This window comes from Duncaniella muricolitica (assembly GCF_910574735.1).
Lineage (GTDB): Bacteria > Bacteroidota > Bacteroidia > Bacteroidales > Muribaculaceae > Duncaniella > Duncaniella muricolitica.
In genome coordinates this window covers 20,697-45,247 of record NZ_CAJTCF010000029.1, presented here as the reverse complement: position 1 = coordinate 45,247, position 24,551 = coordinate 20,697, and the positions used below count along the sequence as shown (strand labels likewise).

23 protein-coding genes are annotated in these 24,551 nt (G+C 43.9%); 13 read left to right on the top strand and 10 right to left on the bottom strand.

What is annotated here, in order from left to right:
• Positions 1-246: 246 nt before the first annotated feature.
• The 7 genes from pglZ (at position 247) to QGT73_RS08050 (ending at position 11,546) form a co-directional block, all read left to right on the top strand.
• Positions 247-2,742 carry a BREX-1 system phosphatase PglZ type A gene (gene pglZ, locus QGT73_RS08080; protein WP_280120685.1) on the top strand — a complete coding sequence of 832 codons (2,496 nt, stop codon included), beginning with the start codon at positions 247-249 and terminating at the stop codon, positions 2,740-2,742.
• Positions 2,743-2,752: 10 nt separating this feature from the next.
• Positions 2,753-4,780 carry a protease Lon-related BREX system protein BrxL gene (gene brxL / locus QGT73_RS08075; RefSeq protein WP_280120686.1) on the top strand — a complete coding sequence of 676 codons (2,028 nt, stop codon included), beginning with the start codon at positions 2,753-2,755 and terminating at the stop codon, positions 4,778-4,780.
• Between the two features lie 8 nt (positions 4,781-4,788).
• Positions 4,789-6,081: a PIN domain-containing protein gene (locus tag QGT73_RS08070; protein ID WP_280120687.1), complete on the top strand. Its 1,293-nt coding sequence runs from the start codon at positions 4,789-4,791 to the stop codon at positions 6,079-6,081.
• Between the two features lie 95 nt (positions 6,082-6,176).
• Positions 6,177-7,862: an ATP-dependent nuclease gene (locus QGT73_RS08065; protein WP_280120688.1), complete on the top strand. Its 1,686-nt coding sequence runs from the start codon at positions 6,177-6,179 to the stop codon at positions 7,860-7,862.
• Positions 7,844-9,292, top strand: coding sequence for a UvrD-helicase domain-containing protein (locus QGT73_RS08060; RefSeq protein ID WP_280120689.1), 1,449 nt, complete (start codon positions 7,844-7,846; stop codon positions 9,290-9,292). The genes QGT73_RS08065 and QGT73_RS08060 overlap by 19 nt, the downstream gene beginning before the upstream one ends.
• Positions 9,293-9,692: 400 nt before the next feature.
• Entirely contained in the window at positions 9,693-10,496 is an 804-nt protein-coding gene (locus QGT73_RS08055) for a YqiA/YcfP family alpha/beta fold hydrolase (protein WP_280120691.1), read from the top strand.
• Positions 10,497-10,508: 12 nt separating this feature from the next.
• A complete protein-coding gene (locus QGT73_RS08050) occupies positions 10,509-11,546 on the top strand; it encodes an alcohol dehydrogenase (RefSeq protein ID WP_280120692.1) in 1,038 nt (345 codons plus the stop codon).
• A gap of 1 nt (position 11,547) precedes the next feature.
• On the opposite strand, the gene QGT73_RS08045 is transcribed toward QGT73_RS08050, so the two are convergent.
• From QGT73_RS08045 to QGT73_RS08015, 7 genes are all read right to left on the bottom strand, one after another.
• Positions 11,548-11,904: an MmcQ/YjbR family DNA-binding protein gene (locus tag QGT73_RS08045; RefSeq protein WP_280120693.1), complete on the bottom strand. Its 357-nt coding sequence runs from the start codon at positions 11,902-11,904 to the stop codon at positions 11,548-11,550.
• A 240-nt stretch (positions 11,905-12,144) separates the two neighbouring features.
• Positions 12,145-12,972: an immunoglobulin-like domain-containing protein gene (locus tag QGT73_RS08040; RefSeq protein ID WP_280120695.1), complete on the bottom strand. Its 828-nt coding sequence runs from the start codon at positions 12,970-12,972 to the stop codon at positions 12,145-12,147.
• The gene (gene recD2 / locus QGT73_RS08035; protein WP_280120696.1) at positions 12,969-15,104 is read right to left on the bottom strand and encodes an SF1B family DNA helicase RecD2; all 2,136 of its coding nucleotides are present in this window, start codon (positions 15,102-15,104) and stop codon (positions 12,969-12,971) included. The genes QGT73_RS08040 and recD2 overlap by 4 nt, the downstream gene beginning before the upstream one ends.
• Positions 15,097-15,885 carry an exodeoxyribonuclease III gene (locus tag QGT73_RS08030; protein ID WP_280120697.1) on the bottom strand — a complete coding sequence of 263 codons (789 nt, stop codon included), beginning with the start codon at positions 15,883-15,885 and terminating at the stop codon, positions 15,097-15,099. Before QGT73_RS08030 ends, recD2 begins: the two co-directional genes overlap by 8 nt.
• Before the next feature lie 12 nt (positions 15,886-15,897).
• Positions 15,898-16,512 carry a TetR/AcrR family transcriptional regulator gene (locus QGT73_RS08025; RefSeq protein ID WP_280120698.1) on the bottom strand — a complete coding sequence of 205 codons (615 nt, stop codon included), beginning with the start codon at positions 16,510-16,512 and terminating at the stop codon, positions 15,898-15,900.
• A gap of 44 nt (positions 16,513-16,556) precedes the next feature.
• Positions 16,557-16,706, bottom strand: a complete 150-nt coding sequence (locus tag QGT73_RS08020; protein ID WP_280120699.1) for a hypothetical protein — start codon at positions 16,704-16,706, stop codon at positions 16,557-16,559.
• A 1-nt stretch (position 16,707) separates the two neighbouring features.
• Positions 16,708-16,983 carry an HU family DNA-binding protein gene (locus QGT73_RS08015; RefSeq protein WP_280120700.1) on the bottom strand — a complete coding sequence of 92 codons (276 nt, stop codon included), beginning with the start codon at positions 16,981-16,983 and terminating at the stop codon, positions 16,708-16,710.
• A gap of 310 nt (positions 16,984-17,293) precedes the next feature.
• Between QGT73_RS08015 and QGT73_RS08010 the strand changes: the two genes are divergently transcribed.
• Together QGT73_RS08010 and QGT73_RS08005 are read left to right on the top strand one after the other, a co-directional pair.
• Positions 17,294-17,653, top strand: a complete 360-nt coding sequence (locus QGT73_RS08010; protein WP_280120702.1) for a hypothetical protein — start codon at positions 17,294-17,296, stop codon at positions 17,651-17,653.
• A gap of 118 nt (positions 17,654-17,771) precedes the next feature.
• The gene (locus tag QGT73_RS08005; RefSeq protein ID WP_280120703.1) at positions 17,772-18,275 is read left to right on the top strand and encodes a hypothetical protein; all 504 of its coding nucleotides are present in this window, start codon (positions 17,772-17,774) and stop codon (positions 18,273-18,275) included.
• A 130-nt stretch (positions 18,276-18,405) separates the two neighbouring features.
• On the opposite strand, the gene QGT73_RS08000 is transcribed toward QGT73_RS08005, so the two are convergent.
• The 3 genes from QGT73_RS08000 to QGT73_RS07990 are packed head-to-tail and all read right to left on the bottom strand — an operon-like array spanning position 18,406 to position 20,393.
• Entirely contained in the window at positions 18,406-18,615 is a 210-nt protein-coding gene (locus tag QGT73_RS08000; RefSeq protein WP_280120704.1) for a DUF3873 family protein, read from the bottom strand.
• A gap of 53 nt (positions 18,616-18,668) precedes the next feature.
• The gene (locus tag QGT73_RS07995; protein ID WP_280122104.1) at positions 18,669-19,934 is read right to left on the bottom strand and encodes a PcfJ domain-containing protein; all 1,266 of its coding nucleotides are present in this window, start codon (positions 19,932-19,934) and stop codon (positions 18,669-18,671) included.
• Between the two features lie 12 nt (positions 19,935-19,946).
• Positions 19,947-20,393: a PcfK-like family protein gene (locus QGT73_RS07990; protein ID WP_280122103.1), complete on the bottom strand. Its 447-nt coding sequence runs from the start codon at positions 20,391-20,393 to the stop codon at positions 19,947-19,949.
• A 529-nt stretch (positions 20,394-20,922) separates the two neighbouring features.
• On the opposite strand from QGT73_RS07990, the gene QGT73_RS07985 reads away from it, so the two are divergent.
• The 4 genes from QGT73_RS07985 to QGT73_RS07970 all read left to right on the top strand — a co-directional run bounded on the left by QGT73_RS07985 (position 20,923) and on the right by QGT73_RS07970 (position 24,339).
• Positions 20,923-21,378: a GNAT family N-acetyltransferase gene (locus QGT73_RS07985; RefSeq protein ID WP_280120836.1), complete on the top strand. Its 456-nt coding sequence runs from the start codon at positions 20,923-20,925 to the stop codon at positions 21,376-21,378.
• A gap of 464 nt (positions 21,379-21,842) precedes the next feature.
• The gene (locus QGT73_RS07980; protein ID WP_280120835.1) at positions 21,843-22,811 is read left to right on the top strand and encodes a hypothetical protein; all 969 of its coding nucleotides are present in this window, start codon (positions 21,843-21,845) and stop codon (positions 22,809-22,811) included.
• Entirely contained in the window at positions 22,799-23,578 is a 780-nt protein-coding gene (locus QGT73_RS07975; RefSeq protein ID WP_280120834.1) for a hypothetical protein, read from the top strand. Before QGT73_RS07980 ends, QGT73_RS07975 begins: the two co-directional genes overlap by 13 nt.
• Complete coding sequence (locus QGT73_RS07970) at positions 23,578-24,339, top strand: metallophosphoesterase (protein WP_280120833.1); 762 nt, start codon at positions 23,578-23,580, stop codon at positions 24,337-24,339. The genes QGT73_RS07975 and QGT73_RS07970 overlap by 1 nt, the downstream gene beginning before the upstream one ends.
• The last annotated feature ends 212 nt before the right edge of the window (positions 24,340-24,551 follow it).

Here is a 24,551-nt window from a genome sequence, read left to right as displayed (position 1 = left end):
CATCTGGGAGACCTCTTCGACAAATCGAATTTCAAAAATGTCAATGTTCTCTATGGTTCAAGTGAACCGAATTTATTTAATTTTTAACCCCGTCCATTTTTAGTGGACAGTAGTGGTATTGGGATAATTTTCACAACTATCACTATGAAGTGTTTGATAGTAAAGGAAAACATTTAGGAGAGGCTAATTTGGATGGAGAGTTAGATACCTCAAAAAACGATAAAACTAAGACAATCTCATTTTAAAATGGCAGAGTCGAGTAAGAAAAAAATTGAGACAGTTCTTGATGATTTAATTGACAAAAATAGAGTTGTCTTTTGGTATGACGAAGGTGGTGGAATGTCCGCTGTCGCAGAATCCATTGAACTTCCCGGTGTGGAAAAACTAACTCTTGAAGAGAATCCGTTTTCCATTAAATACCATATTCTTACGGGAATGCAACCGGAACGTGGATTCCTGATATACAGCAAAGAGCCACATCCGGAAGATGATGAAAACTGGCTTCTCGATCTGGAAGTTTCGGGTGCTGTTTTTTCGGCAGACATGGGGTCGCTTTATGCGGCTGAATGTGGTATTCCTATGGAGTTGAAACATCGTCTTGTTGACCCGTATACCCGATTTTTTAATGTGGAAGCCAACCGTCGTAATCTCATTCGCCGCATTACTCCTGGGATGAGCGAAAGGTCGATTCTTCTTGAAATGATGGGCGTCACCGCAAACGTGGATTCTACTATTGAGCAGATGCTTCTGTCAATGGCCGGAGAGTCGGTGAGTGATGTTACCACTATCATAGACAAATTTGAAGAGTATGGCTTTTCCAAATTTTTCTGGGAGGAGATAAAGGTATTATTTGGCTACGCCGGTCAAGAATCTGTCAAGGATCTCATGATCGTGTTATTCAGGGATGATATGGACAGGTTCCACATGCAGCCGAAACTTTCAAATGCTGCTCATATCTTTATGCGAGACTGGCGTGACAGCCGCAAATTCGGAGAGACCTACCATGAGCTGGCAACCTCGTTTGAACATGAACTCAGCATTCCGACTGAATTGCAGTCTTTCACCCTAGATGAACTTGTAGAAATAGAAACATTCCCTTGTGTCGATAAATTAATCGCGTCACATCTCCAGCATGCGGTACTTAATGACACAATGAACGTAGAACAGATTGAAAGCGTAGTCAGAGACCGCGAGTTTAAGGTATTTTGGAAAGTAGCAGCTCACACCATCAAGGCTCTACTTGAAGCGCGCAGGGTAATCGAACTTGTGAGGCGATATATCCCCGGACTTTTTCTTAATAGTGTGGAGGAAGCGTTTAAACTCTACACATCCCAATTATATGAAATAGATTTTCATTACCGCAGGTTCTTTCGGGAAGCTAAGCAGGCTGAAAGCACCAGATTGATTGCACCGGTTGCAGAACTCGTGCAAAGAGTCTATACTACCTCTTATCTCGATGAGATTGCCCGTAAATGGCAACCGCTGGTTGACAACATGAGAAAATGGAAGTTTGACGGCATTACCTCGCAGCAAGATTTTTATAGAATACATGTTCATCCCTTTATCGACCAGAAAAAGAGACTTTTCGTCATAATAAGCGATGCCATGCGCTACGAGACAATGGTTGAACTGCAACAACGCATTGAAGCACTCAATAGAACCGAGACAAAAATGCGACCGGCCATGGTATCGACTTTACCGTCATACACCCAACTCGGCATGGCATCTCTTCTTCCTCATCGGGAACTTTCTTACAATAAGCCTCAGGATGAGGCTTTTGTAGACGGCATGAGTAGTAAGGGTACAGATGCGCGGCAAAAAATTCTTCAGCAGTATGTTACCAAAAGCCGAGCCATCTCTGCCAAGGTCTTTCTTGAGATTACCTTTCCGAAAACAGCTTTCAAAGAATATGACTTGATATATATTTATAGCAATCGTATTGACTTCACGGGAGATAAGCGTGATACCGAAGGTGACGTTTTTAAGGCAACGGAAGAGGAGTTTGATCAGATTGTGAAAATAGTAGAGCTTATTCGCAATGGCAACGGAACAAATATCCTTATCACCTCAGATCATGGATATATCTATCAGAATGAGGTTTTGGATGAGAGTGAATTCTCCGATTTCAAGGCCGAGGGCGATTTGATTACTGATACTCGCCGTTTCATCATAGGCAACAACTTGAAACGAGGCGACGTATTAAAGACATGGAACAGCGAGGATGTCGGTCTTCTTCCCGGTCGCGAGATACAAATTGCCAAAGGCATGACACGAATGAGGAAACAGGGCTCCGGAAGCCGATTCGTTCATGGCGGAAGTATGTTGCAGGAGATTGTTGTGCCTGTCCTTCATGTCAATATTAAGAAGTCTACCAATATCAGTCAGGTTGATGTTGACGTATTGAGCCATCGCGCCAGAATCACCACCAATAAGCAGACTATCGGATTCTATCAGACCGAATCTGTAACTGAAAAAGTTACACCGATTACACTACGCATAGGTTTCTATGACGATGCCGGGAACTTGTTGTCCGATTCCCCGATTCTTACATTCGCAACGCAGAGTGAAGACAGCACTCAGCGCGAACAGAAACATGTATTTATATTCCAAAACCAGCTCTCACGGTTAAATGGCAGGGACATAACTCTGAAATTGGAACGACAGGTGCCGAACACCGACCAGTTCGTACCCTATAAGGAGGAGAAATATCGTGTCAACGTGATGTTTGCTAATGAATTCTGAATAGGCCAATATGGATACGTTAGATCAGAAACTCAATGATTGTTATGGTGGTAAAGTTGTCCGCAAAGACCTTACCAAAGCTATAAAAGAGGGTGCGAATGTTCCGAGTTATGTTTTGGAATATTTGCTCGGCATGTACTGCGCCACAGACAATGAAGATGATATAAAAGAAGGTGTTCAGACCGTAAAGCATGTATTGGCAGACAACTTTGTGCGTCCTGATGAAGCGGAAAAGGTTAAAGCCAAGATCCGTGAACGCGGACATTACAAGATAATCGACAAGGTATCGGCCAAACTCAACGAGAAAACGGACAACTACGAGGGCACTATCTTCAATATCAACATTAACAAGGTAATCGTAGATGACGGATATATAAAGCAGTACGAGAAGCTGTTGTGCGGCGGCATCTGGTGCATCATCGACCTCGAATATAATTATGATGAGAACGAAAAGGGTTCGCCTTTCCGCATCCTTACGCTGAAGCCTATTCAAATGCCAGCTACCGATCTGGAGGAATATATTGAGAACCGCCATAATTTTACACTCGAAGAGTGGATTGAGGTAATATGCCGCAGTGTCGGAATGGAACCGACAAATCTTGATCCACAGACGCGATGGCATCTCGTGGCCCGTATGATTCCGTTTGTAGAAAACAACTACAATATTTGCGAACTTGGACCGAGAGGCACTGGCAAATCGTATGTATATGACGAATTGTCGCCTTACTCAATCCTGATTTCCGGAGGACAAACCACGGTCGCAAATCTCTTCTATAATATGGGGCGGCACACTGTGGGCCTTGTCGGTACATGGGATGTTGTAGCCTTCGATGAGGTCGCAGGCATCAACATGAAAGACAAGGATGGTATTCAGATCATGAAGGGATACATGGCCAATGGATCTTTCAGCCGCGGCAAAGAAAGCATTAACGCCAATGCCTCGATGGTGTTTGTAGGAAATATTAACGGCAGCATCGAAAATCTGGTTAAAGTAAGCCATCTGTTGGCACCATTTCCGAAAGATATGATTGACACCGCCTTCTTCGACAGATTCCATCATTATCTTCCCGGCTGGGAAATACCGAAGATGAGACCCGAATTCTTCACTGATTCCTATGGTTTCATTTCGGATTATTTCTCGGAGTGTCTGCGCGAAATGCGTAAACGTAGTTTCAGCGATGCTATACAGAAGTATTTCCGTCTTGGTAAGGACCTTAACCAGCGAGATACCATAGCAGTAAAAAAGACAGTCAGCGGACTCTTGAAACTTCTTTTCCCCGATGAAAAGTATGATAAGGAGGATGTCCGTGTATGTTTGGAATATGCACTTGTCGGACGTCGACGTATCAAAGAGCAATTGAAGAAAATTGGCGGACTTGAGTTCTACGACACCCATTTCAGTTATATCGACCTTGAAACCGGCGAGGAAAAATATGTAAGCACACCTGAAAATGGAGGTTCGGCATTGATTCCGGAGGGTGAAATGCAACCGGGATCGCTGTTCTGCGTTGCACATACACCCGGTGACGGCAATCTCGGTCTTGTCAGGCTCGATTTGCAGGTGATGCCCGGAAACGGCAAGTTCACTCATACGGGATTTGGAAGCGGAAGCGCTATCAGTGACGAGCTGAAGGAGGCGGTTAACTACTGTCGGTCAAACCTGAGCCGCGTAACGCAAAGCGTCAAATATGCCGAAAATGAACTTCACCTAAAGGCTACTGACATAAATGGTCTTGGAACATTGCAGGGTCTCGAATTGGCAGCATTTGTGTCAATGGTGTCAGGCCTCACTCAGCGCCCGATACAATCGCAAATGTGTGTCCTTGGATCCATGAGCATCGGAGGAACCATAATACCTTCAAACGACCTCGCCGGAGCATTACAGATTGCCGCAGATGCCGGAGCAAAGAAAGTGCTTCTTCCGGTCGCTGACATGATGCAATACGCAAAAGTCCCGGCTGACCTCATATCTCGATTCAGTTTGGAGGTCTATTCCGACCCAGTCGATGCAGCCTTCAAAGCACTTGGCATTAGATAATTGATTCTATGACCTATATTTTTTTAGATACAAATTCTCTTCTGCATTTTCAGGATTTTGAAAATATCAATTGGAATGATATTGTAAAAGATCCTGACTACGAAATTGTGATTTGTCCGATGGTGCTTAATGAAATCAATAAACACAAGGATTCCTCCATCGGAAAGCGGAGAGAACGCGCCAAGAAAATCAATAAAAAGCTCTCAGATATAATTCGCAAGAGGCGTAATTGTAAAGTGCCTCTGACATTTTGCAAGAACCCTTCCCGTACAATATGTGAATCGGATGATTTTAATTCGATGTCGCAGGATGATTGGATAGTTTACTCGGCTGTTGATTTTGATACTCAAGACAGGAAAGTTATCATCTCCAATGACAATGGCCTTTTCTTGAGATGTCAGGATTTGGGTATAGAGTGCCTTGATTTGCCAGATAAATATTTATGCCCAATGGATCCAACGAATGAGGAATCAGAAATAAAACAGTTAAAAAAACAGATTGAACTGTTGACTAACGCTGCCCCTATATTAGATTTATGTTTCGATAATCATTCAAATGAAATCTCATTTCCTAAGTATGAAATAGTGGATATTGATTCTGAATTAGAGAAATATAAAGAATCTCTTATAGAAGAATTTCCTCACCGTATCTATCGTTCTTATAATTCATATTTTGGTGGTTCTAATTTGCCATTGTCCCGAATCTTAGGCGATGAAGCAATCCAAGAAGATGACGTTGAGAACTATAATCGGCAAGTTGATGAATATATCGATGAAATGTGTGCCATAAAGAAAGTTCAACTTTCTTGTAATATATTTGACAGGAGTATCAATCGGCTTAATTTATTAGTCGAAAATAGTGGCTCTATCAAATCTGGGGAAATGAGGATATGTATATATTTCCCTGATGAATTAATGATTTACACTAAAGAAGCATTATGTGAGGTTGATGTTACACCTCCATATGAGCCCAAATTAGAAACGAAAGCTCAAAAGAGACTTTATGAACGGATTCAAGGTGGACTTAACACTCTTGCCTTATCTCCTTATGGCATGTACCAAGGGACTGCACGTAGTGGAAAATATGAAAACCATTGGAATCATAAATCCCAACTGAAAGTCCGTAATCCTTATATGATTACAGCTGATGCTCTTACTCACTATTTTTGTGAAACAGTAACAAATCGAGAAGAGTTGTATATTTCAACTATAAAAGAAGGAGATTACATAATTAAATGGCAAATAGTTGATGAAAATCAACCATTACCCTTTTCTGGTGAATTAATTATTCATATCCATTAATATGTATATCATGACAACACTGTATTTTATCCCTGATAAAAAAGTCGACCTATTGATATAGCATTCAAGCACTTGAAATTTAATGATATATAATTATGGCTCGAATAAAGAATCTGAGAATAAAGAATTATAGGTGCTTTGAGAATTTCGAGGCATCATTTGGTGACGAATGCTTCGTTGTTCTGATAGGACGTGGGGATTCTGGCAAATCAACAATACTTAAGGCTATTGATGCTCTTCTAAGTCCACAATGGAATTACCCTTTTTCGGATTGGGATTTTTACGGTGGTAAAGTGGAAGACCCAATAATAATAGAGGGAGATATTGTAGATGTACCAGATGAGATTGCCTCGTTAGATACAATCGGTTTTAACTATAAGCTTCATAAAAGTGATGGAAGTATTTCTTCTGATTTATCTAATGAGGAAGATGGAGATACATTAGCATTGACTATCCGATTGGTGGTTGATGATAGTCTCGAGCCTAAATGGTATATTATATCAGGTAGGGATGATGTATCTGATAGAGAAATTCACAGCAAAGAGAGAGAATTGTTCAGATCCTTCTTTGTTGAAGATAGTAATGAATCTCACTTTTCATTTCATAGACAATCTCCATTAGCGTCACTGACTCAAAATTCCCGGGAGGAAAGAGAAAGTCTTAATCATAAGATGACAGCCATTATACGTGGTGCATTCTTACATGGAAAGGATATATCTTCATTTGAGGAATTTGACCAATCTGCCCTTAAGGTAAAGGAATATGCTTCAAAATTGGGTGTCCCCAGTTCTTCTTTCAATGCGCAGTTGGATTTCAAAGAAAACGCCTTTACCTTAAGAAATGTAGGATTGCACAAAGATAATCAGCCATGTCGCTTACTTGGCAATGGGTCAAGAAGACTTATATCCATGGCGATTCAACTTGAATTGACTCAATTAGGTGGAATTGTACTTGTTGATGAAATAGAGCAAGGCTTAGAACCAGATAGAATACTAAACATTATAAAAATGTTTAAGGGGAATAAATGTGGCCAAATGATACTGACAACACATTCTCCTTATGTTGTATGTGAAAGCACCTATAACCAGTTATTCCACGTAAAAAGCGATCATACTGGATTATGGGATTATCACGAAGATTTTGCAGCAGTATTAAGAACTTATCCCGAACTTTTCTTTGCCAAGAAAGTAATTGCCTGTGAGGGTAAAACAGAGGAAGGATTTCTCCGGAAAATGGATTCTATTATGAGAGAGAAGGGGGATGGTTTCAGCCTTCATGGTGTTAGTGTCGCGAATTGTAAAGGTGGTGATAAATTTTATAAAGTTGCGATTTCCTTACGAACATATAATGTGGATATTTGTGTTTTCTGCGATCATGACGCAAAAGATATCGAAAAGAAACATAAAGAGGCAGAAGAAGCAGGTTGTAAAATTGTAAGATGGGAAGATGGTCTTAGTTTAGAGCAACAGATATTTAAAGATGTATGTTGGGAGACTCTGGTAAAACTGGTCAACTTAGCACAAGAGTTAGATCCAAAGGCTGCCTGTTATTCCCAAATTGGGCTTTCTCCTGAGACAATTTCGAATATAGCAAATGATACTATATCAAATCGAACTAAAATTGGCTTATTTGCTAAAAAGGGGAGTTGGTTTAAGAACATTGATAAGGGGGAAAAATTATCAGAAATTGTATATGGGGATTTTGTAAATGGTATGATTTTGCCTGAATCTGGACTTTATAAGCAGCTCGATAATCTTACAAAATGGATCCAAGGAGCATAAATTTCCTAAGTGAAAAGAATAGTCTTTTAATAGCGCCTGCAGGATATGGAAAGACAACATTTCTAGCAGAAGCGTTGGAATATCTGTGTCCGATTGTATCTACTTCTATTTTAGTGTTAACTCATACACATGCAGGAGTGGCATCAATCAAGAAAAAGTGTGCTCATATAAATTTAGGTTCAAAAGTAGAAATTACAACCATTTCAGGTTTCTGTCAGAAAATAGTATTGACATTCGATGGTCATCTACCATGTGCAAAAGCAGACGGAAGACCGAATTTTGATAAGATATTAAAGCGTGCCTGTGAGATAATGAAGCTTAAAAAGCCACGCCTGATATTAAGTAAAACCTATAGTCACATTATTGCAGATGAGCATCAAGATTGCTCATACATGCAACACGTCTTTATTAGACTATGTGCTTTCGCTATTCCATTGCATATTATGGCGGATCCCTTACAAGCGATATTTGGATTTAATCAAGAAAGGATGGTTAATTTTGAAACTGATTTTTCAAAATTCAATTGTTATAATTTTTTGAATACACCATGGCGGTGGTATCAAGAAGACAATAATCGACTGCTGGGTGATAGTTTGAACTGGTTAAGAGCAACATTAAGGAGTAAGACTACGTTGTCTTTGGATAAGATATCCGGCGCAACGTTCTTTATAGGAGAATCCTCAGAAAGCGATTTTTGGATAAAATTACGTAAACTTATTTCAGAGACTTCAAGTAAAAATTTATTGATTTTGTTCCCAAATGGGTTCGAATATCAAATAAATACACGTGCGCAGAGAAAAACACAATTTGACTTATCACATCAATTTACCTTACTAGAGTCAATTGATGACAAAACGTTCTATCAATGTGCTAAAATCCTTGACAGATGCATATCTTCGCAATCAAAAGAACTCTTTTTTGAGTCTTTCATTAGGTTACTGAACTCAGTGTCTCTAAGGAAAGGTGATATTGATGAATGGTTTAATGCTAAAGGTGTTAAACGGAAAACAGATTGGGACAAAAGTATTAGTGCACAGAAGATTCAATTGCTTTTGAAGAGCATTGAACTTTCCAACTATTCAGTTGAGAGCATTGAAGCTTTATTAAAATACCTTAGATATGAATTGCATTTTTATCCTAAGCGGCAAGAGTTGCTTTCTGCTATATTTGCAATTATGAGGATGAAAGGTGGTGTCTCTATGTATGATAACATGATTATTCATCGAAATAGGATTCGGGTAATTGGTCATAAGGTTGAAGGGAATTGTATTGGTACTACACTTTTAACAAAAGGATTGGAGTTTGAAGATGTAATAATAATAGATGCTCATAAGATAGAAGATGTTAACAACCTTTACGTGGCATTGACTAGAGCTTCTAAGAGATTGTTCATATTTTCTGCTTCTGCCATATGGAAACCAAAACTCTAAATAAATTGGTAATGATTAAGCTGCGGTGTGTCGTGGGCGAGAATATTACTTACAAGAATCAAGAGAACAGCTGGTCGGAACGATGAAGGCTCTGGCCTACACTGTACTCAACCAGACTGTTTCCAAACGCAACACTAAACTGAAAGAACGACTGAACAATGATACAGATTGGAAGATATAAATTCGGGATAGCCCCGTTGTCGATGATTATAGTTTTCATCCTCCTAAGTGTCTGCACCATTGTTATGGCACTACACCATGCTCGTCTCGAATGGCCGATGCCCCTTAGAGACCTGATTTTCATAAACGAAGGACTGGCATTGCTTGTCACGCTTGTATCTGGAATCATACTGCATCTTGCCATAATTATAATATACGGAATCCGAAACAGAAACCAATCATGAAAAGGATATTGTTTCTTCACGGTTTTACCTCCAGCGGAGACTGTGAAATTGCCAACACATTAAAAGTGGAAATGAACGGAGTAGCTGAAATAATGGCTCCGGATTTGCCGTTGCATCCCGGCGAGGCCATGGATATGCTTCAGGATTTGTGCTGTGTCCAGCAGTTCGATCTGATTGTGGGTTCGAGTTGCGGGTCATTTTACGGTCAACAGCTTGTCAGACTTACAGGAATTCCAGCAATTCTTGTCAGTCCTTTTCTCAAAATGACTGAGTTTCTGGAGCCTCGCAAAGGCTGGCAAGAATACAAGTCGCCTCGCGCCGACAGGCAACAGCGGTTTGAGGTTACACAGGAGCTGATTGAGGAGTTTGCCGAATTGCAAAGGCATCAGTTCGACTGCTACGATGAGTTCAACCGCGACCGCGTTTGGGGAATGTTCGGCTCGCAGGATACGCTGGCACATTTCAGAGAATTGTTCCTGGAATATTATTCAACCGCCATAGATTACGACGGACCGCATACTATGACAGCTGACAATGTACGCCGTGACCTCGTGCCGGCCATTCGAGCCATGCTCGATGAAGTCAAGCCGATAAGAGAACGGTACTTCCGGCATTTCAAAGGAGGCAAATATCGACTATGGCACATCGCTAAGGATTCCGAGACGCTTCAGCGCATGGTCGTATATCAGGCTCTTTATAGAGACCACGGCTACTGGGTGCGCCCCGAGAAGATGTTCTTTGAGCGTATAACCCGTAACGGTCGTACATTTCCACGTTTCGCCGAAATCTCAGAAATATAACAAACGACAACAATGAAAGCATATACATATATCAAACAAGGTCAGTTTGAGCTGATTGAGAAGCCGAAGCCGCAGATTGTGGAACCGACGGATGCTATTGTGCGGGTGACGCTGGGAAGCATCTGCACAAGCGATTTGCACATCAAGCATGGGTCGGTGCCAAGAGCTATGCTCGGTATCACCGTCGGACACGAGATGGTGGGCGTTGTCGAGGAAGTCGGAAACGCTGTCACTGCTGTAAAGCCCGGTGACCGCGTGACGGTGAATGTCGAGACCTATTGCGGAGAGTGCTTCTTCTGTAAACATGGCTACGTCAACAACTGCCAGTCGCCCGAAGGCGGTTGGGCGCTCGGCTGCCGTATAGACGGCGGCCAGACGGAATATGTACGCGTTCCTATGGCCAACCAGGGCCTGAACCGCATTCCGGATACCGTCAGCGATGGACAAGCACTCTTTGTCGGTGACATTCTCGCCACTGGTTTCTGGGCTACAAGGATTTCGGAAATATCACCCGACGATACTGTGCTTATTATCGGTGCCGGACCGACCGGACTATGCACCCTCGCTTGTGTTCTGCTGAAAGATCCACAACATATCATTATCTGCGAGAAAGATGCCGGGCGGCGCGATTTTGTCCTCCGACATTATCCCGAGGCCATTGTTGTATCGCCGGAGGAATGTTCAGCCGTTGTTCGCCAGTTGACTCATGGCCGGGGCGCCGACCGCGTGATTGAAGTGGCGGGTGCCGATGACACGTTCCGCATGGCATGGGAAATGGCCCGTCCGAATGCGGTAGTCACTGTTGTGGCGATGTATGACAAACCGCAAATTTTACCATTGCCCGATATGTATGGCAAGAACCTCACATTCAAGACCGGTGGTGTCGACGGTTGCGACTGCGCGGAAATTCTATCGCTCATCGAGCAAGGAAAAATCGACACGACACCACTCATTACCCATCGCTATCCTCTCTCGCGCATCGCCGAAGCTTACGACCTCTTTGAGAACCATCACGACGGCGTAATCAAAGTGGCAATATTTCCAGATTGATTTAGCGCCTCAGTTTCTTGGTATATTTCGCTTTGACGATTTCATACGACCGCCTGACAAGGTCATAGATTTCCCCGTCAGGAATGTCGCCGTTGAGATTGAGCTGAATCCAGTGGCGTTCGCTCATGTTGCGATGGCTTCCGACCGATAAACGAGTCATCTTCAGTTCTTCAATCACTTCCGGATCGGCCTTGACATTCACGGAAGTAAAATCGTCCATATCGGTCATGCAAAACATGTGATCGAGCACATAGAACACGAGAACCGAGTCAAAGCGACGCGCAAACTTCCCGAAAGGGATCTTTTCGGTCACGCTCTCCATCGAAAGACAATACTCTCTCAATTCCTCGATGTTCATTTCTTCAGTCGATTGATGATTGCGATAGCGAAGTGGACGAAAATTCCATATACAAGTGTAGCCAGCAATGCCATCCCCTCGTTGATTACGATGAGTCTTGACAACGGAATCGGATACTCCGGTTTTGCCTGATGAAAAGCGGCTATGACAGCACATGCCGACAAAACAATGAAAACTATAATCACTGATGCCGGTGCGAATCCAATTTTATATTTACCAATTTGCAGCATAAACAACGATTTATCTGATTTGGAATTCGACATAAGCCGTGTCGCTTTTATGGGTTGGATATGGCGGATAGCTAAACGTTTTCACAAGTCGATATTTAGCGGATTTATCTCTAAGGTCATAGATCCACGGCTTTACTGTCATCTTGAACGCGCCATCAGGCCGCACGACATATCCAATGTCATTGAAACAGACTTCAGTCCCTTTTGCCTTTAGTTCAAGATATTTTCCTGAGTAAGGTGCTTCATTCCAATTCCCGTCAGCCGATTGTTTATCGATTCTGAACCATTCTCCGATCGTTCCGTCCACATTGCGGCTGTTTATAAATTCCACGATAAGAGAATCAACCGGAACTGTAATCGGGTCAGGACTTACAATTCTCATAGTCATTCCATCCGCAGTCGCATAGCTTTTCTGAGATTTTATGTCGGGAACCTCCTTTTTCTCACAGTCCAAAGAATTGTAGATTTCAAGAATCAGTTTCTTGTCTGCGCTGTTGATTGAAAAACTACCGCTTTCTATACGGCAGTTGACTGTTGGTGCCATAATCACAGAATCATTGAATACAAATCCAATGCGTTTGCCTATTCTTCGTTCGGTAGCATCTGTCCAGCTATCAACTTTGTCCTGTTTCAATTTCCCTTGAATAAATGCAACCCCCGGAGTCATAACCGTATCAAGAGAAACTACCTCAAAGTCTGCTGTCGTGGCGATTGCGTCCCCTTCTATAATATTGGAATTATCAACAGGGTACCAACCATTATCCCGATGATTTGTTGAGCAGGCAATCAAAGCGATAGATAACGTTGCTATAATATTATACATCATAGATGCTTTCATAATTTTTCGTTTAGCCGCTCCTTAAGCTTGGTATTGCGTTTAGAAACGGTCTGGTTTTTTATGGCGTATGCGAGGGCCTTGGTGGTGCCGACGAGTACGCAGATTTTCTTGGCGCGGGTTATGCCGGTGTAGATGAGGTTGCGCTGGAGCATGACGAAATGTTTCATCGTCACTGGCATCACAACCACCGGAAATTCTGATCCTTGGCTCTTGTGGATTGTAATGGCGTATGCCAGCACAATCTCGTCAAGTTCCGTTATGTCGTATTCGACAAGGCGACTATCAAAAGTAACGGTCAGTGTCCGCTCATTCGTATCAACCGCAGTTATATAGCCGATATCGCCGTTGAAGACATTTTTGTCGTAGTTGTTGCGAATCTGCATTACCTTGTCGCCCAGACGGAAAGTATAGCCGCCACGAGCCAGTGACGGGCCCGTTGGGTTTAGGGCATTCTGCAATTCGATGTTGAGGTTGCCTGCTCCGACCGTGCCACGCTGCATCGGCGTCAGCACCTGCACTTCTTTCGGCGGATAGCCGTATTTCTTCGGCAACCGGTCGCGCACAAGTCCGATGATGAGTTTTACCATTTCATCGGCATCCTCCTGATTTATGAAGAAGAAATCGGTGTCAAGACCGTTCCTGATATTCGGGAACTGCCCGGCGTTTATGGCATGGGCGTTCATAACGATACGGCTCGACTGTGCCTGACGGAAAATGCGCGTCAGCCTTACCACCGGAATCTGCCGGGAGTCGATTATGTCCCGCAATACATTTCCCGCACCGACGCTCGGCAGCTGGTCAATGTCGCCGACGAGTATCAGACGCATATTCGATGGGATTGCTTTCATCAGGTTGTAGAACAGCAGAATGTCAATCATCGAACATTCATCCACAATCAGAGCGTCTCCCTCCAATGGATTTTCGTCATTGCGCTTATATCCGTCCATCGGATTATATTCCAGAAGACGGTGTATTGTCTTAGCCTCCATACCCGTTGCCTCCGACATTCGCTTGGCGGCGCGACCTGTGGGGGCGGCGAGAAGAATACTCATGTGACGGGCTTTGAAAGCAGCGATTATTCCCTGTGTGGTGGTAGTCTTGCCCGTACCGGGTCCGCCGGTCAGCACCATAACTTTAGAATCGAGGGCTTTCTGAATTGCTGCCTGCTGCACCTCGTCATAGACAATACCATCGGCTTTAGAGCCATACTCTGCTTCCGGTTCCGCAGCAACATCGGAATTGAATAACGATGTATCAGAAAGGAGAGTCTGCAACCTCTTTGCGGAACCGTTCTCGGCATAATAGAAGGGAGGCAGATATATCACGTCGTTGTCAGCGATAACATCTTTCGCTTCCATCATCGAGGAGAGAGCCTGACGCACGGGATTTTCCTCTGCATCCAACAGTTTGACAGCGGCTTCTACCAACTGTTCCGGCTCGGCATAAACATGACCGTCTTCCGCCAGTTCGTTGAGGGTATAAAGTATTCCGCTGCGGCACCGGCGGGGATCATTCTTCACATAACCCATCTTGGAGGCAATGCTGTCTGCGGTCTTAAACCCTATGCCCCAGATGTCATCCGCAAGCTGATACGGATTCTCCTTTACCTTGGCGATAGACTCTTTTTCGTACTTACGATAAATCTTCGCGGCGAAAGCCGTACTGACTCCATGACCTTGCAGGAATACCATCACCTCCTTGATGTCTTTCTGTTTCTCCCAGCTCTCGCGGATTTTCTCCATGCGTTTCTTCCCGAGACGTGGAACTTCAAGCAATCTCTCGATGTCGTTTTCTATCACGTCGATAGTCTCAAGACCGAAACGACTGACTATCGCCTTTGCGTATGCCGGTCCGATACCCTTCACCAGACCGCTGCCGAGGTATTTCTCAATTCCATAAAGAGTGGCAGGCATTACCTCGGTCCAAGACTGAGCCACAAACTGCTGACCATATTTCGGGTCAACACGCCAGTCTCCGTCAACTAGAAGAACACTCCCTACTGGCACGTCAAGCAAAGAACCGGTCAGGGTCACGAGATTGTCATATCCCTTGACCTTGACTTTCATCACCGACCAGCCGTTTTCCTGATTCTGGTAAGTGATATGCTCGACGACGCACCGTAGATTAACCATTATCCCTGAGAGTAAGTATTATGGGTGCGCTCTGCCCTGTTCCGAAGTCAGTCAACACATCGGAATCAATCAATTCAGGTAGCAGAGAGCGACTGACGAGAAAATAATCTATGCGGTTGCCGATTCCCAAGAATCTGAAATTGCCGTAGAATGACGGTTTCTTTTCTTCCGGATGCAGGTGGCGGAAAGCATCTACAAGATTCGCCTCTGATAACAATGAATCAAAATCAGCTCGTTCCCATGTCGAGAAACATGGTCGGTTCTGGATATGTTTCTCTTCACAGGCATCTTTGTCTGTATGCACAATATTCAGATCGCCACAAATGATGACCGGCAATTCATCCGACAGTCCCACTATAAGTTTGCGGAATTGTTCGTCCCATGCCTTGCGGTACTCTATAGAACCTTCAAGTTGTGGATTGGCAAAGGGCACATAGGCATTTGCAAGAATGAACTTTCCACAGTTATAGACTTGCAAGTGTCCCTCGGCACTCAAAGCGGGAGTCTGTATGCGTTTAGGCATTGAGTCAAGTTGAAGAATAGAATCGATACCGTCTATTATTCTTGTGTATAGCAAGACCCCGCTCATCGAACCATAATCATCAAATGTGAACAACGAGTGATAACCCGGAATCGTGAATTTGTCAAGGGAGGTCTTGTTCCTGACTTTTTGCAGGCAAATATAGTCAGGGTTATATTTTTCAACGAGTTGTTTCAGCTCGTCGAAACGTCTGCCAATGCTGTTGATATTCCAGCTTATAATGGTCGTATTGTCTGACATAATATTTGCAGGCTAATTATTGGAAATCAACCGATAAAGGCTGTTGAACTGGCGTAACATTCCATCTGTGTAGTACAAGAACCCTTCGACATTAGAACGGTGTGTCTGACCCAAGACCGCGTTCATAAACATTTCAGCGATTACTGCCGGAATAATATTTGCCTTAATCTCTCCACTCTGAATGGCCCGCCTTATCACAAGTTCAAGAACTAATATTTGTCTCTCATTAAGCTCCGCACACTTGTCTCTGAAATCAGGGATACTTCTCAGTGCATCTGTTTCAAGATTGAGGAATGTCCCTGCAACATTACAAACTCCGGCATTCGTCAGTTCCAGACATTCTTCCTCCAGCATCGAGACATATTTGATATAAAAGTCTTTGAGACTGTTACGGTATTCTTCTGAAACGGAAGACGGCATGACACGATTGAGATAGTATTTGTTGACCGTTGCCTCAAACATGCCGAGTTTCGACTTGTAATGATACGTTATGGCTCCGCGAGTCTGATGTAGTTCGGTTTCTATATCGGCAATAGATGTCGCATCATAGCCTTTGGAACCGAATAGTTTAATTCCGGCCAGCAACAAAAGTTTTCGCGATTGCTCTGTTATTTCTTTATGGGTCATGTCTTCCGATGGTATTAGTATTCTTGTTTATGAGAATCAGCGTTTCAATCCCAGTAATTGAGATTGGCGATAAAGTCATCTATGGATGCCTCATCAAACAATTCGGGCAAATCCCCTGTATTGACATGATAGTCGTAATCAACCGTCATATCATCAACGGGATTATCGCCATTTTCATTATATTTGTTATCCATCTTATTTTGCAACTTCTTCTTTGAAGGTGTTGGCGGGTTTGAATGCCGGAATATTGTGAGCCGGAATTATGAGGGTTGTGTTCTTGCTGATGTTTCGAGCCGTCTTTTCGGCGCGGGTTTTGACGATAAATGAGCCAAAACCACGAAGATAGACGTTTTCACCATGGGCGAGACTGTCTTTTACAACAGCCATGAACTGCTCAACTACCGAGAGAACTGCGGCTTTGTCGATGCCGGTAGTCTTTGCGATTTCGGTCGCTATTTCTGCTTTAGTCATAATTGTTATCAGTTTTATATGGTGGAAATTTAGATTACAAAGGTAATAAAAAATTTCGATACTCCTCTGAACCTTATATAGGAAACGTGTGTTTGGAATATCGAATGTTTAACAAAAATAAAAAATTTCTATGCTGACATACTTCCCATACTCCCATATTATTCTGAATATCTGTAATAATATCCGTGAAAACATCACCGGGAATGCCTATTTTGGTGAATGGAGCGTCTGCGAGCAGACACAACCTGTTGCTCAGGCCGGGATTGTCGGCATAAGCGAGATATACTATTAACACAATAAAAAACTAAAAATGACTGACCCTAAAAATAAGACAGAGCCAGCCTCAAACCACGATGAGGAGCTTCAGTACAAAGTGTCCCTCATCTCTCTCACTGTTTTTCACCTTGGCAAAGCCAAGTATTACTCTCAGAAAAGTAAGTGCGCCGAGTGTGGATCTGATAAAGGAATCGAGTTCGACTTCCCAAATACCGAAGATGAAATGGAGCAAATAGCCTCAGGGATCGTAATAGGCCGTTGCGCTCATTGCGGAGAATCAACAGCTATCGGGTTACATTATTCTCCCGATGATGTGGAATTTGAGAATCCAGAGGTATTCCGTGTATCAAGAAGCACTATCAAAAATCCACAGCATATAGACATTGCAGTCTGAACAAGACTGTCTCAGTTTCACACAACTGCGAGAACCACTATATGATGGATCTCGCAGTTGTGAATATTTCCGGACACATAGCGACTGGCGGTATTCTAATAAATTGTTAATTTTGCATATGGCAAAGAAAAAGAAGCAACAAGGACATTACTGCCGAATATGCGGTGAATACAAAGCCAATGAGAAATTCAGTGGCAAGGGACACGCACTCCATGTATGCAAGGATTGTATGTCCCGTAAAAAGAAAGGGGTCGAATTCGACCCCGAAATCCCGGTCATAGATGATGAAGATGTGTTAGGTGAAATAGAATACGACATGTTCAATCCGGATATTGATATTATGCCTCCCATCGAGCCGGAGCACAAGAAATACGATAAACTCAACAAGGAGGAAAAGGCGGCATTGAAAGAATTGTGGATTGATATTGTAATCAGATATTGGGAAGATGAACGACTGATACCATTTGGTGAACCATACTCTAAAATAAAGAGGGAACTTCTTGATATATTCATAGATCGGGGAGAGATAGCTTTGAAAGATGACAACAGTCTAAAAGTCGTTCTTCACGATACAATGATTGTGACAATCAATAAAATTCTTAAAAGAGAGAATCAGAAATAAATCGAGTGACGATAATATTTACACCGTATGAGGATCTCTCCAAACGCCGCCAGTGGCGGCCGAAATTTTTGGCAAATCGAAGGCGATGGAGCATCACGCTTCACCGCCTTCTTCACTGATATGGCTATGGTTACTTGTTTCGTTTGGCGAGCCACTCGTCACGTTTGTGACGGCACTCTCTGACGGTCGGAGCGACTACCGAAAAGAGGTCTCCGTCATGGGTGCGGTAGTCGTACATTACTCTGCTAATCTTCTTTCCTCGGCGGGCTGAGTAAAAGGTCTCGTACTGTTCCTGTCCGGCTTGGGTGGTTGATATTCCGTTTTGGGTCATACGTGTCATGGTCTTGTGGGGTGTTGTGACCACCGCCGGAGTTGGCGGTGGTCGTGTTAAACTTATGCTCTCTTGCGCTCGGCAATCATCTTCTTGTTGGCTTTGATGATGCCGGCTATCTGCTCGGTATATTCACATACCTTATTTGCGAAGGCTCGGCATTGAACTATTGAATAGTCCTTCAACGAGATTTCAACGGTGGCGATGGTTTTGCCTCCCATTGTGGCTGTGAACACCAACGTGTCGTCTTTGAGGTAGTAGCCCGCTGAACCTACGCATATATGCTGTTTGGTGCCTTCTTCATAGTAGTCGGCTATGCTGTCGAGGGTATGGAGCCGGATTGTTCCGTCTGTCATCGTCAGTCCGATGAAGCGACCTTTGAGTTCCTCAAACTTGGCTTGGTCGGCTTCCGCTTTCCTGCGGTTGGCTTCCCTCTGCTCCTTCACTCTCTGTCGGTTGACCTTCTCCACATATTCATCGTGGGCGTGTTTGAGGTCTTTGGGGGCGACCAATGACGGGGAATGGAGGTCTCTGCCCATACGCTCCAACATCTTGATGTAGTCGAACCACATACTCGGTGCCTTGAATGTATATCCGGCTCTCTTGGCTACCTTGATGGAGTTCCAATACTTGTCAACCTCCTGCGGATGCTGGCAGAGATAGCGTAGCATTTCGATGTCTCCGGATTTCATCAGTGTCTCGGCTTTGGGATTGGTGAGCAACTGCTGAAAGAGTGTCACGGGGTGCATTGCGTGGCAACAACCCTTGAACCCGTTGCGCTTTATGGTGTCGGTTGCCTTGATGCGTGGATATACCCATTGCCCTGCGATGTGGCGGAAGGCATCGTTGTCGACCCTTATCTCCAACGGAGAGCCGAAAGCAAAGGAGTCAATGTAATAGCCGAGTGTGCGCTGAAGACCTACTACTGTTGCGTGTCCCTTGGGGTCAATCCAATACTGACCGATTTCAAGATAGGCGGGTTTCGCCTTCATTCCTTTGCGCATTTCCACTATCATCAGGAACATACGGATTACCTGATAGCCTTCCATAGTGGTAATTACGTTGAAATAGGATTTGTCTCGGCGTACACGCTCTTTGGTATTGCGTATCTCGACCCTCTCTCCGCAGTTGGGACAACGATAGATGCCGAAGCCCACCTCCTGCCATTCATGACCGCAGTCCATACAGACCGCCTTGCCCGATTTGAGACGATAGGCATAATGGTCGATGGTGTGACTGAATGCCCACTTCTTTTGGGCGGTGGTGAGCGGGCGGAGTCGCCCACTCAGTTCCACTATATGCTGTTGTTTCTTGTTTCTCGGTTTCATCTTACTGGGATTTTAGAAGTCGAATAGACTGGGTTGAACATTGATTTCTTCTCCGGCTTTGGGTGCCGTGGTAGGCTTGGGTTGAGCCTTCGGAGCTGACTGCCGTCTGATTTCTCTGAGTTGCTCCTGCTTGTACTGCTCCATAGCCTGCTCCTTGAGTTCGGCTTTGTCCTCATCAGAGAGTTCCGGCTTCGATACTACGATGTTGCAGTTGACCTTTCCGCAGTCCTCAATCTCGTTCTCGTCGAAGTAGTGGACCAATATGTTCATCACGGTAGTGTCGTCCACGCAACACATTCCGCTCTTTTGGATTTGTGAGCACAGATAGTTTATAGCTCCTTCCATACTCTTATTCGGGTTCGCCATTTTGATAGCGAATGTGGGTTCTGCGATGCAACGCTCTTGGAGCATCTGCTGCATAGCTGCGATTGCAGCATTGTTTGATTTCATAGTAGCCATATCAGTAATTTGTTAAAGGGTAAGTAACCAATAGATTATCATTAGGGCAGATATAAGACTGATGACCCAGCCTACGCCTCGGAATATCGGTCGGAGAAACACCCACAACACCAATCCGAGTATTGCCCCGATTATCCCCACCGCCCAGAGGAGAACCCTTTTTATGCGGTTGAGACTGGAGATGGATGCTCTGCCTCGTCTGTTTGATATGTTGTTGTTCGTTTTCATCGTGCGACATTTTTTTATGCGTCTATCGACTATCGAAGTTTTGCTTGCTCGTTGACACGGCCGCGTGCGGAGGCAAAGAAGGGCTGTTCGCCCTTTGGGTTAAAAATACTACCTGTAAGTGTGGAGATTTTTCAGCCAAAAGGCAAAAGAATAGCCCTGCTCCGCACGTTTCTGAATCCGAGCAAGCAAGGCTTCCTGAGTTGATAGTATCGCATGATCTGGAGCTAAGACTCCGTGACGGTGAAAACGAATGACAGCATATTGGCACCGAAATCCCGTGAAAAATTGCTAATTTTGTAATATGGCAACTGATGACAACTTTATAATCACCAAGGTCGATAAAAACAAAAAACAATATCTTCCTCTACTTCTAATTGGAGATGAATCAGAGATAATGATTGATCGTTATCTTGATTCGGGAACACTTTATGTCGGCTTATTTAATGGTAAGCCGATAGCCGTTTGCGTAACCTTAAATCTTGACCCTAATACTGTCGAAATAAAAAATCTTGCCGTTGAAGAAAAATACAGGCGGCATGGATACGGTCATCGGATGCTTGAATATGCCGAATCACAACATTCAAATAAAAAGATCATTCTTGGAACTGGAGAAACACCCTCAACATTGAGGTTCTATAAATCTTGTGGCTATTCCTATTCTCATCGTATTCCAAATTTCTTCACAGATAATTACCCCACTCCTATTATTGAGGAAGGGGTAACATTATGTGACATGATTTATCTGGAAAAACAATAATGCACTGAAAAAAATGGAACTGACCAGTCCCGGCAGGGCGAGTCTGTGATAAGCCGGCAACACAGGAAGGCGGATTATCACTGTCTCGACCCGTGGACTGCTGAAACAAGCGTCAAGTGGCGGGGCGGTCGTAAAAGTCCTTATCAGGCAACGGCGATAAAGAACACGGAGGAACGGCAATAAGTCTCAGAGGTGGCATCAGCGAAGCCGTTGCCAATCCTCGGAGGCGTTGCCGATTCTCGGTGTTCCGCAGTTGCCCGTAGGCGCGATGCGGTCGAAAGGTGTCAGTGCTCCGCACCGTCACCTTTTGACGGCATAACCGCCGCCAACAATGCAGACCGCCCAGCCTCTTGCCGCTTTCATCATGTTGTTATAAACCATTTTGAGGCATATAATTTTGCAGTTCCATAAATTATCGCTATTTTTGCATCGTTTTAATATACTATTAAAATGTAGCAAAAACAATGCAGGATATTCAACTCGACATAATCGGACAGAGGATTCAGCTCGTCAAGCGTTCCGCAGATGAGTTGAGCGGTCTTAATATGGGAGAGAAACTCTCGTATGACTTTTATGACGGGACATTCAGAGATGCCCGGCTATTGTTCGTAAAGCCAAAAGGCGCCAACCCTACGCCTCGCAAATGTGCAATCATTTCCGAACGGCTGACACAGTTGTTCGGAATGCCTGTTGTCTTTATCCTTGCTCCGGCAATGACTTATGAGCGTCAACGTCTTATGGAGAAGGATGTCTATTTCGTGATGTCTGAAAAATATGCTAATCTTCCGATGTTGGTGGCTATGGAGAAGGTATCGTCAAGGAAGATTCCCTCTCAGCTTACACCTGTGGCACAATACCTGCTTCTGTATCATCTTCAGGTAGAGAGCATCGCGGGCAAATCGACTAAAGCCATTGCATCACTGATGCCGTATTCATACGAAAGTGTATCTCTTGGTCTTACTTGCCTGTCAGATTTGGGATTATGCGTTAAGGCAGCACTGGATTCCAGAAGCAAAACTGTCAGTTTCAAGCACAGTGGAAAAGAATTATGGGAGGCGGCTGGAAAGTATGTTGTCAATCCTGTTGACCGACGAATTTATTGTGATGCCTTGAACACTGAAAGGAAGTTTCCGGTCTGCGGTATTAACGCACTGGCTCATTATACCGCTCTTAACCCGGATGCGGAGCAATGGGTTATGATGACAGGCAAAGAGTTCAAAGAGATGGATACTGACGGCTCGGTGGTAAACCCCAATGAGTTCGACGGCAATATAATAATTGAGATATGGAAATATCCGCCGGTATGTCGCAAAGGCGATTCCGAAATATATGTGGATAGACTGTCGCTGGCGTTGTCGCTGAACCATGACGAGGATCCGAGAGTAGAGGAAGAAGTAGAACAACTGATTAAGCAAGTGAAATGGTCGGATTAGACAAATTCAAAGAGGCGTTTGCCGAATTTTCGGAAAACTATGTGATTATAGGCGGCACCGCCTGCGACATAGCCATGACCGGCACGGTGGTCAGGCCCCGTGCCACTCACGACATCGACATGATTGTTGTCGTTGAGAACATGACTCCCGAATTTGGTCAAAGATTCTGGAATTTTATCAAGGAAGCCGGTTATCGTCCGGAACGACGCAGGTCGGAAGCCGGAGAACCGACAAAATACGAGCTGTATCGTTTTGTCGAAGGCAAGCCTGATTATCCTGAGATGATAGAACTTCTTTCACGACATCCCGACGTGCTTGGTGAACCTCACGGTCTGGTGATTGAACCGCTGCCGATAGACGGTGACATATCGAGCCTAAGCGCAATCATAATGGATGATGATTTCTATAATTTCACAGTAGCCAACAGTACGCTCACAGATGGAATCAGACACGCATCTCCCGTAGCCTTGATTGCGTTAAAAACCAAGGCGTATCTGAACCTGCTTTCGGACAAAGCGCGGGGACTGCATGTGAATACACGCAATATCAAGAAACATCGCTCTGACGTAATGAAAAGCATGGTCATAGTGGAAGATGGCAGTGTTTCTGCGCCCTCGTCCGTTGTGCAATGTGTAAGGGAGTTTGTTGCAGCGATCAGAAGCGATTATGATAATCTCGCTCCGGCGTTGGCAAAAGCTCTCGATGCAGAGCCTGTGCTTGTCGGGCAACTGCTCGAACAGTTGGAAGTTCTATTTGTGGAGGAATAATGAAGATACAATACGCATCAGACCTGCATCTTGAATTTGCCGAGAATGCAAGTTATCTCAAACATAATCCGCTCAAAGTAGTGGGTGATATTCTTATCCTTGCCGGGGATATAGGATATTTAGGAGATCAGAACTACAGCCAACATCCTTTTTGGGACTGGGCATCCGAGAATTACAGACAGGTCATAGTTGCGATGGGCAACCATGAGTTCTACAAATATTTTGATATTACGACACTGGACAATGGATACATACATCAAATACGCCATAATGTCGCAGCGTACTATAACAGTGTCATTTCCATAGAAGACACCGACATCATAGTATCGACTCTCTGGTCGGAAATTTCCCGGGAAGAAGCTGCTTTCACAGAGCGGGTAGTCTCCGATTTCCGACGCATAATGTATGGGGCGGATTTATTGACATTCGCGGATTTCAACAGAGAGCACAGGAAGTGTCTTGATTTTGTAAGATCAGCAGTAGCCGCCAGTAATGCCGGACATAAGATTGTGGTGAGCCACCATGTCCCCTCATTCAGAATGCAGTGCCCGAAGTTCAAGGACAGTAAGGCGAATGGAGCGTTCATTGTCGAATTAGAAGACTTTATAAAAGACAGTGATATAGAATATTGGATATATGGTCATTCCCATTATAATGTGGATATTAGGATTGGGAACACTCTCTGTATTTCCAATCAGCTCGGGTATGTTTTCAACAATGAGCATACGACCTTCCGAAACGACGCCTTCATCGAAGTGTAAATAGATTACAGTTTAAGGAACAATTACCGCTGAATTTACAGTTGAATCCTCTTTTTACCCTCATTTTTACCCTCATTTCTACCTTCATCTGGGTCAAAGACACTTTTTTAGCGACATTTTTACCGACATCAACTTTCGCTTTTCTCAGCTTGCCTTATGTAGGATGCTTTAGCACCATTTTTAGCACCGTTTTAGCACCATTTTTAATCCAA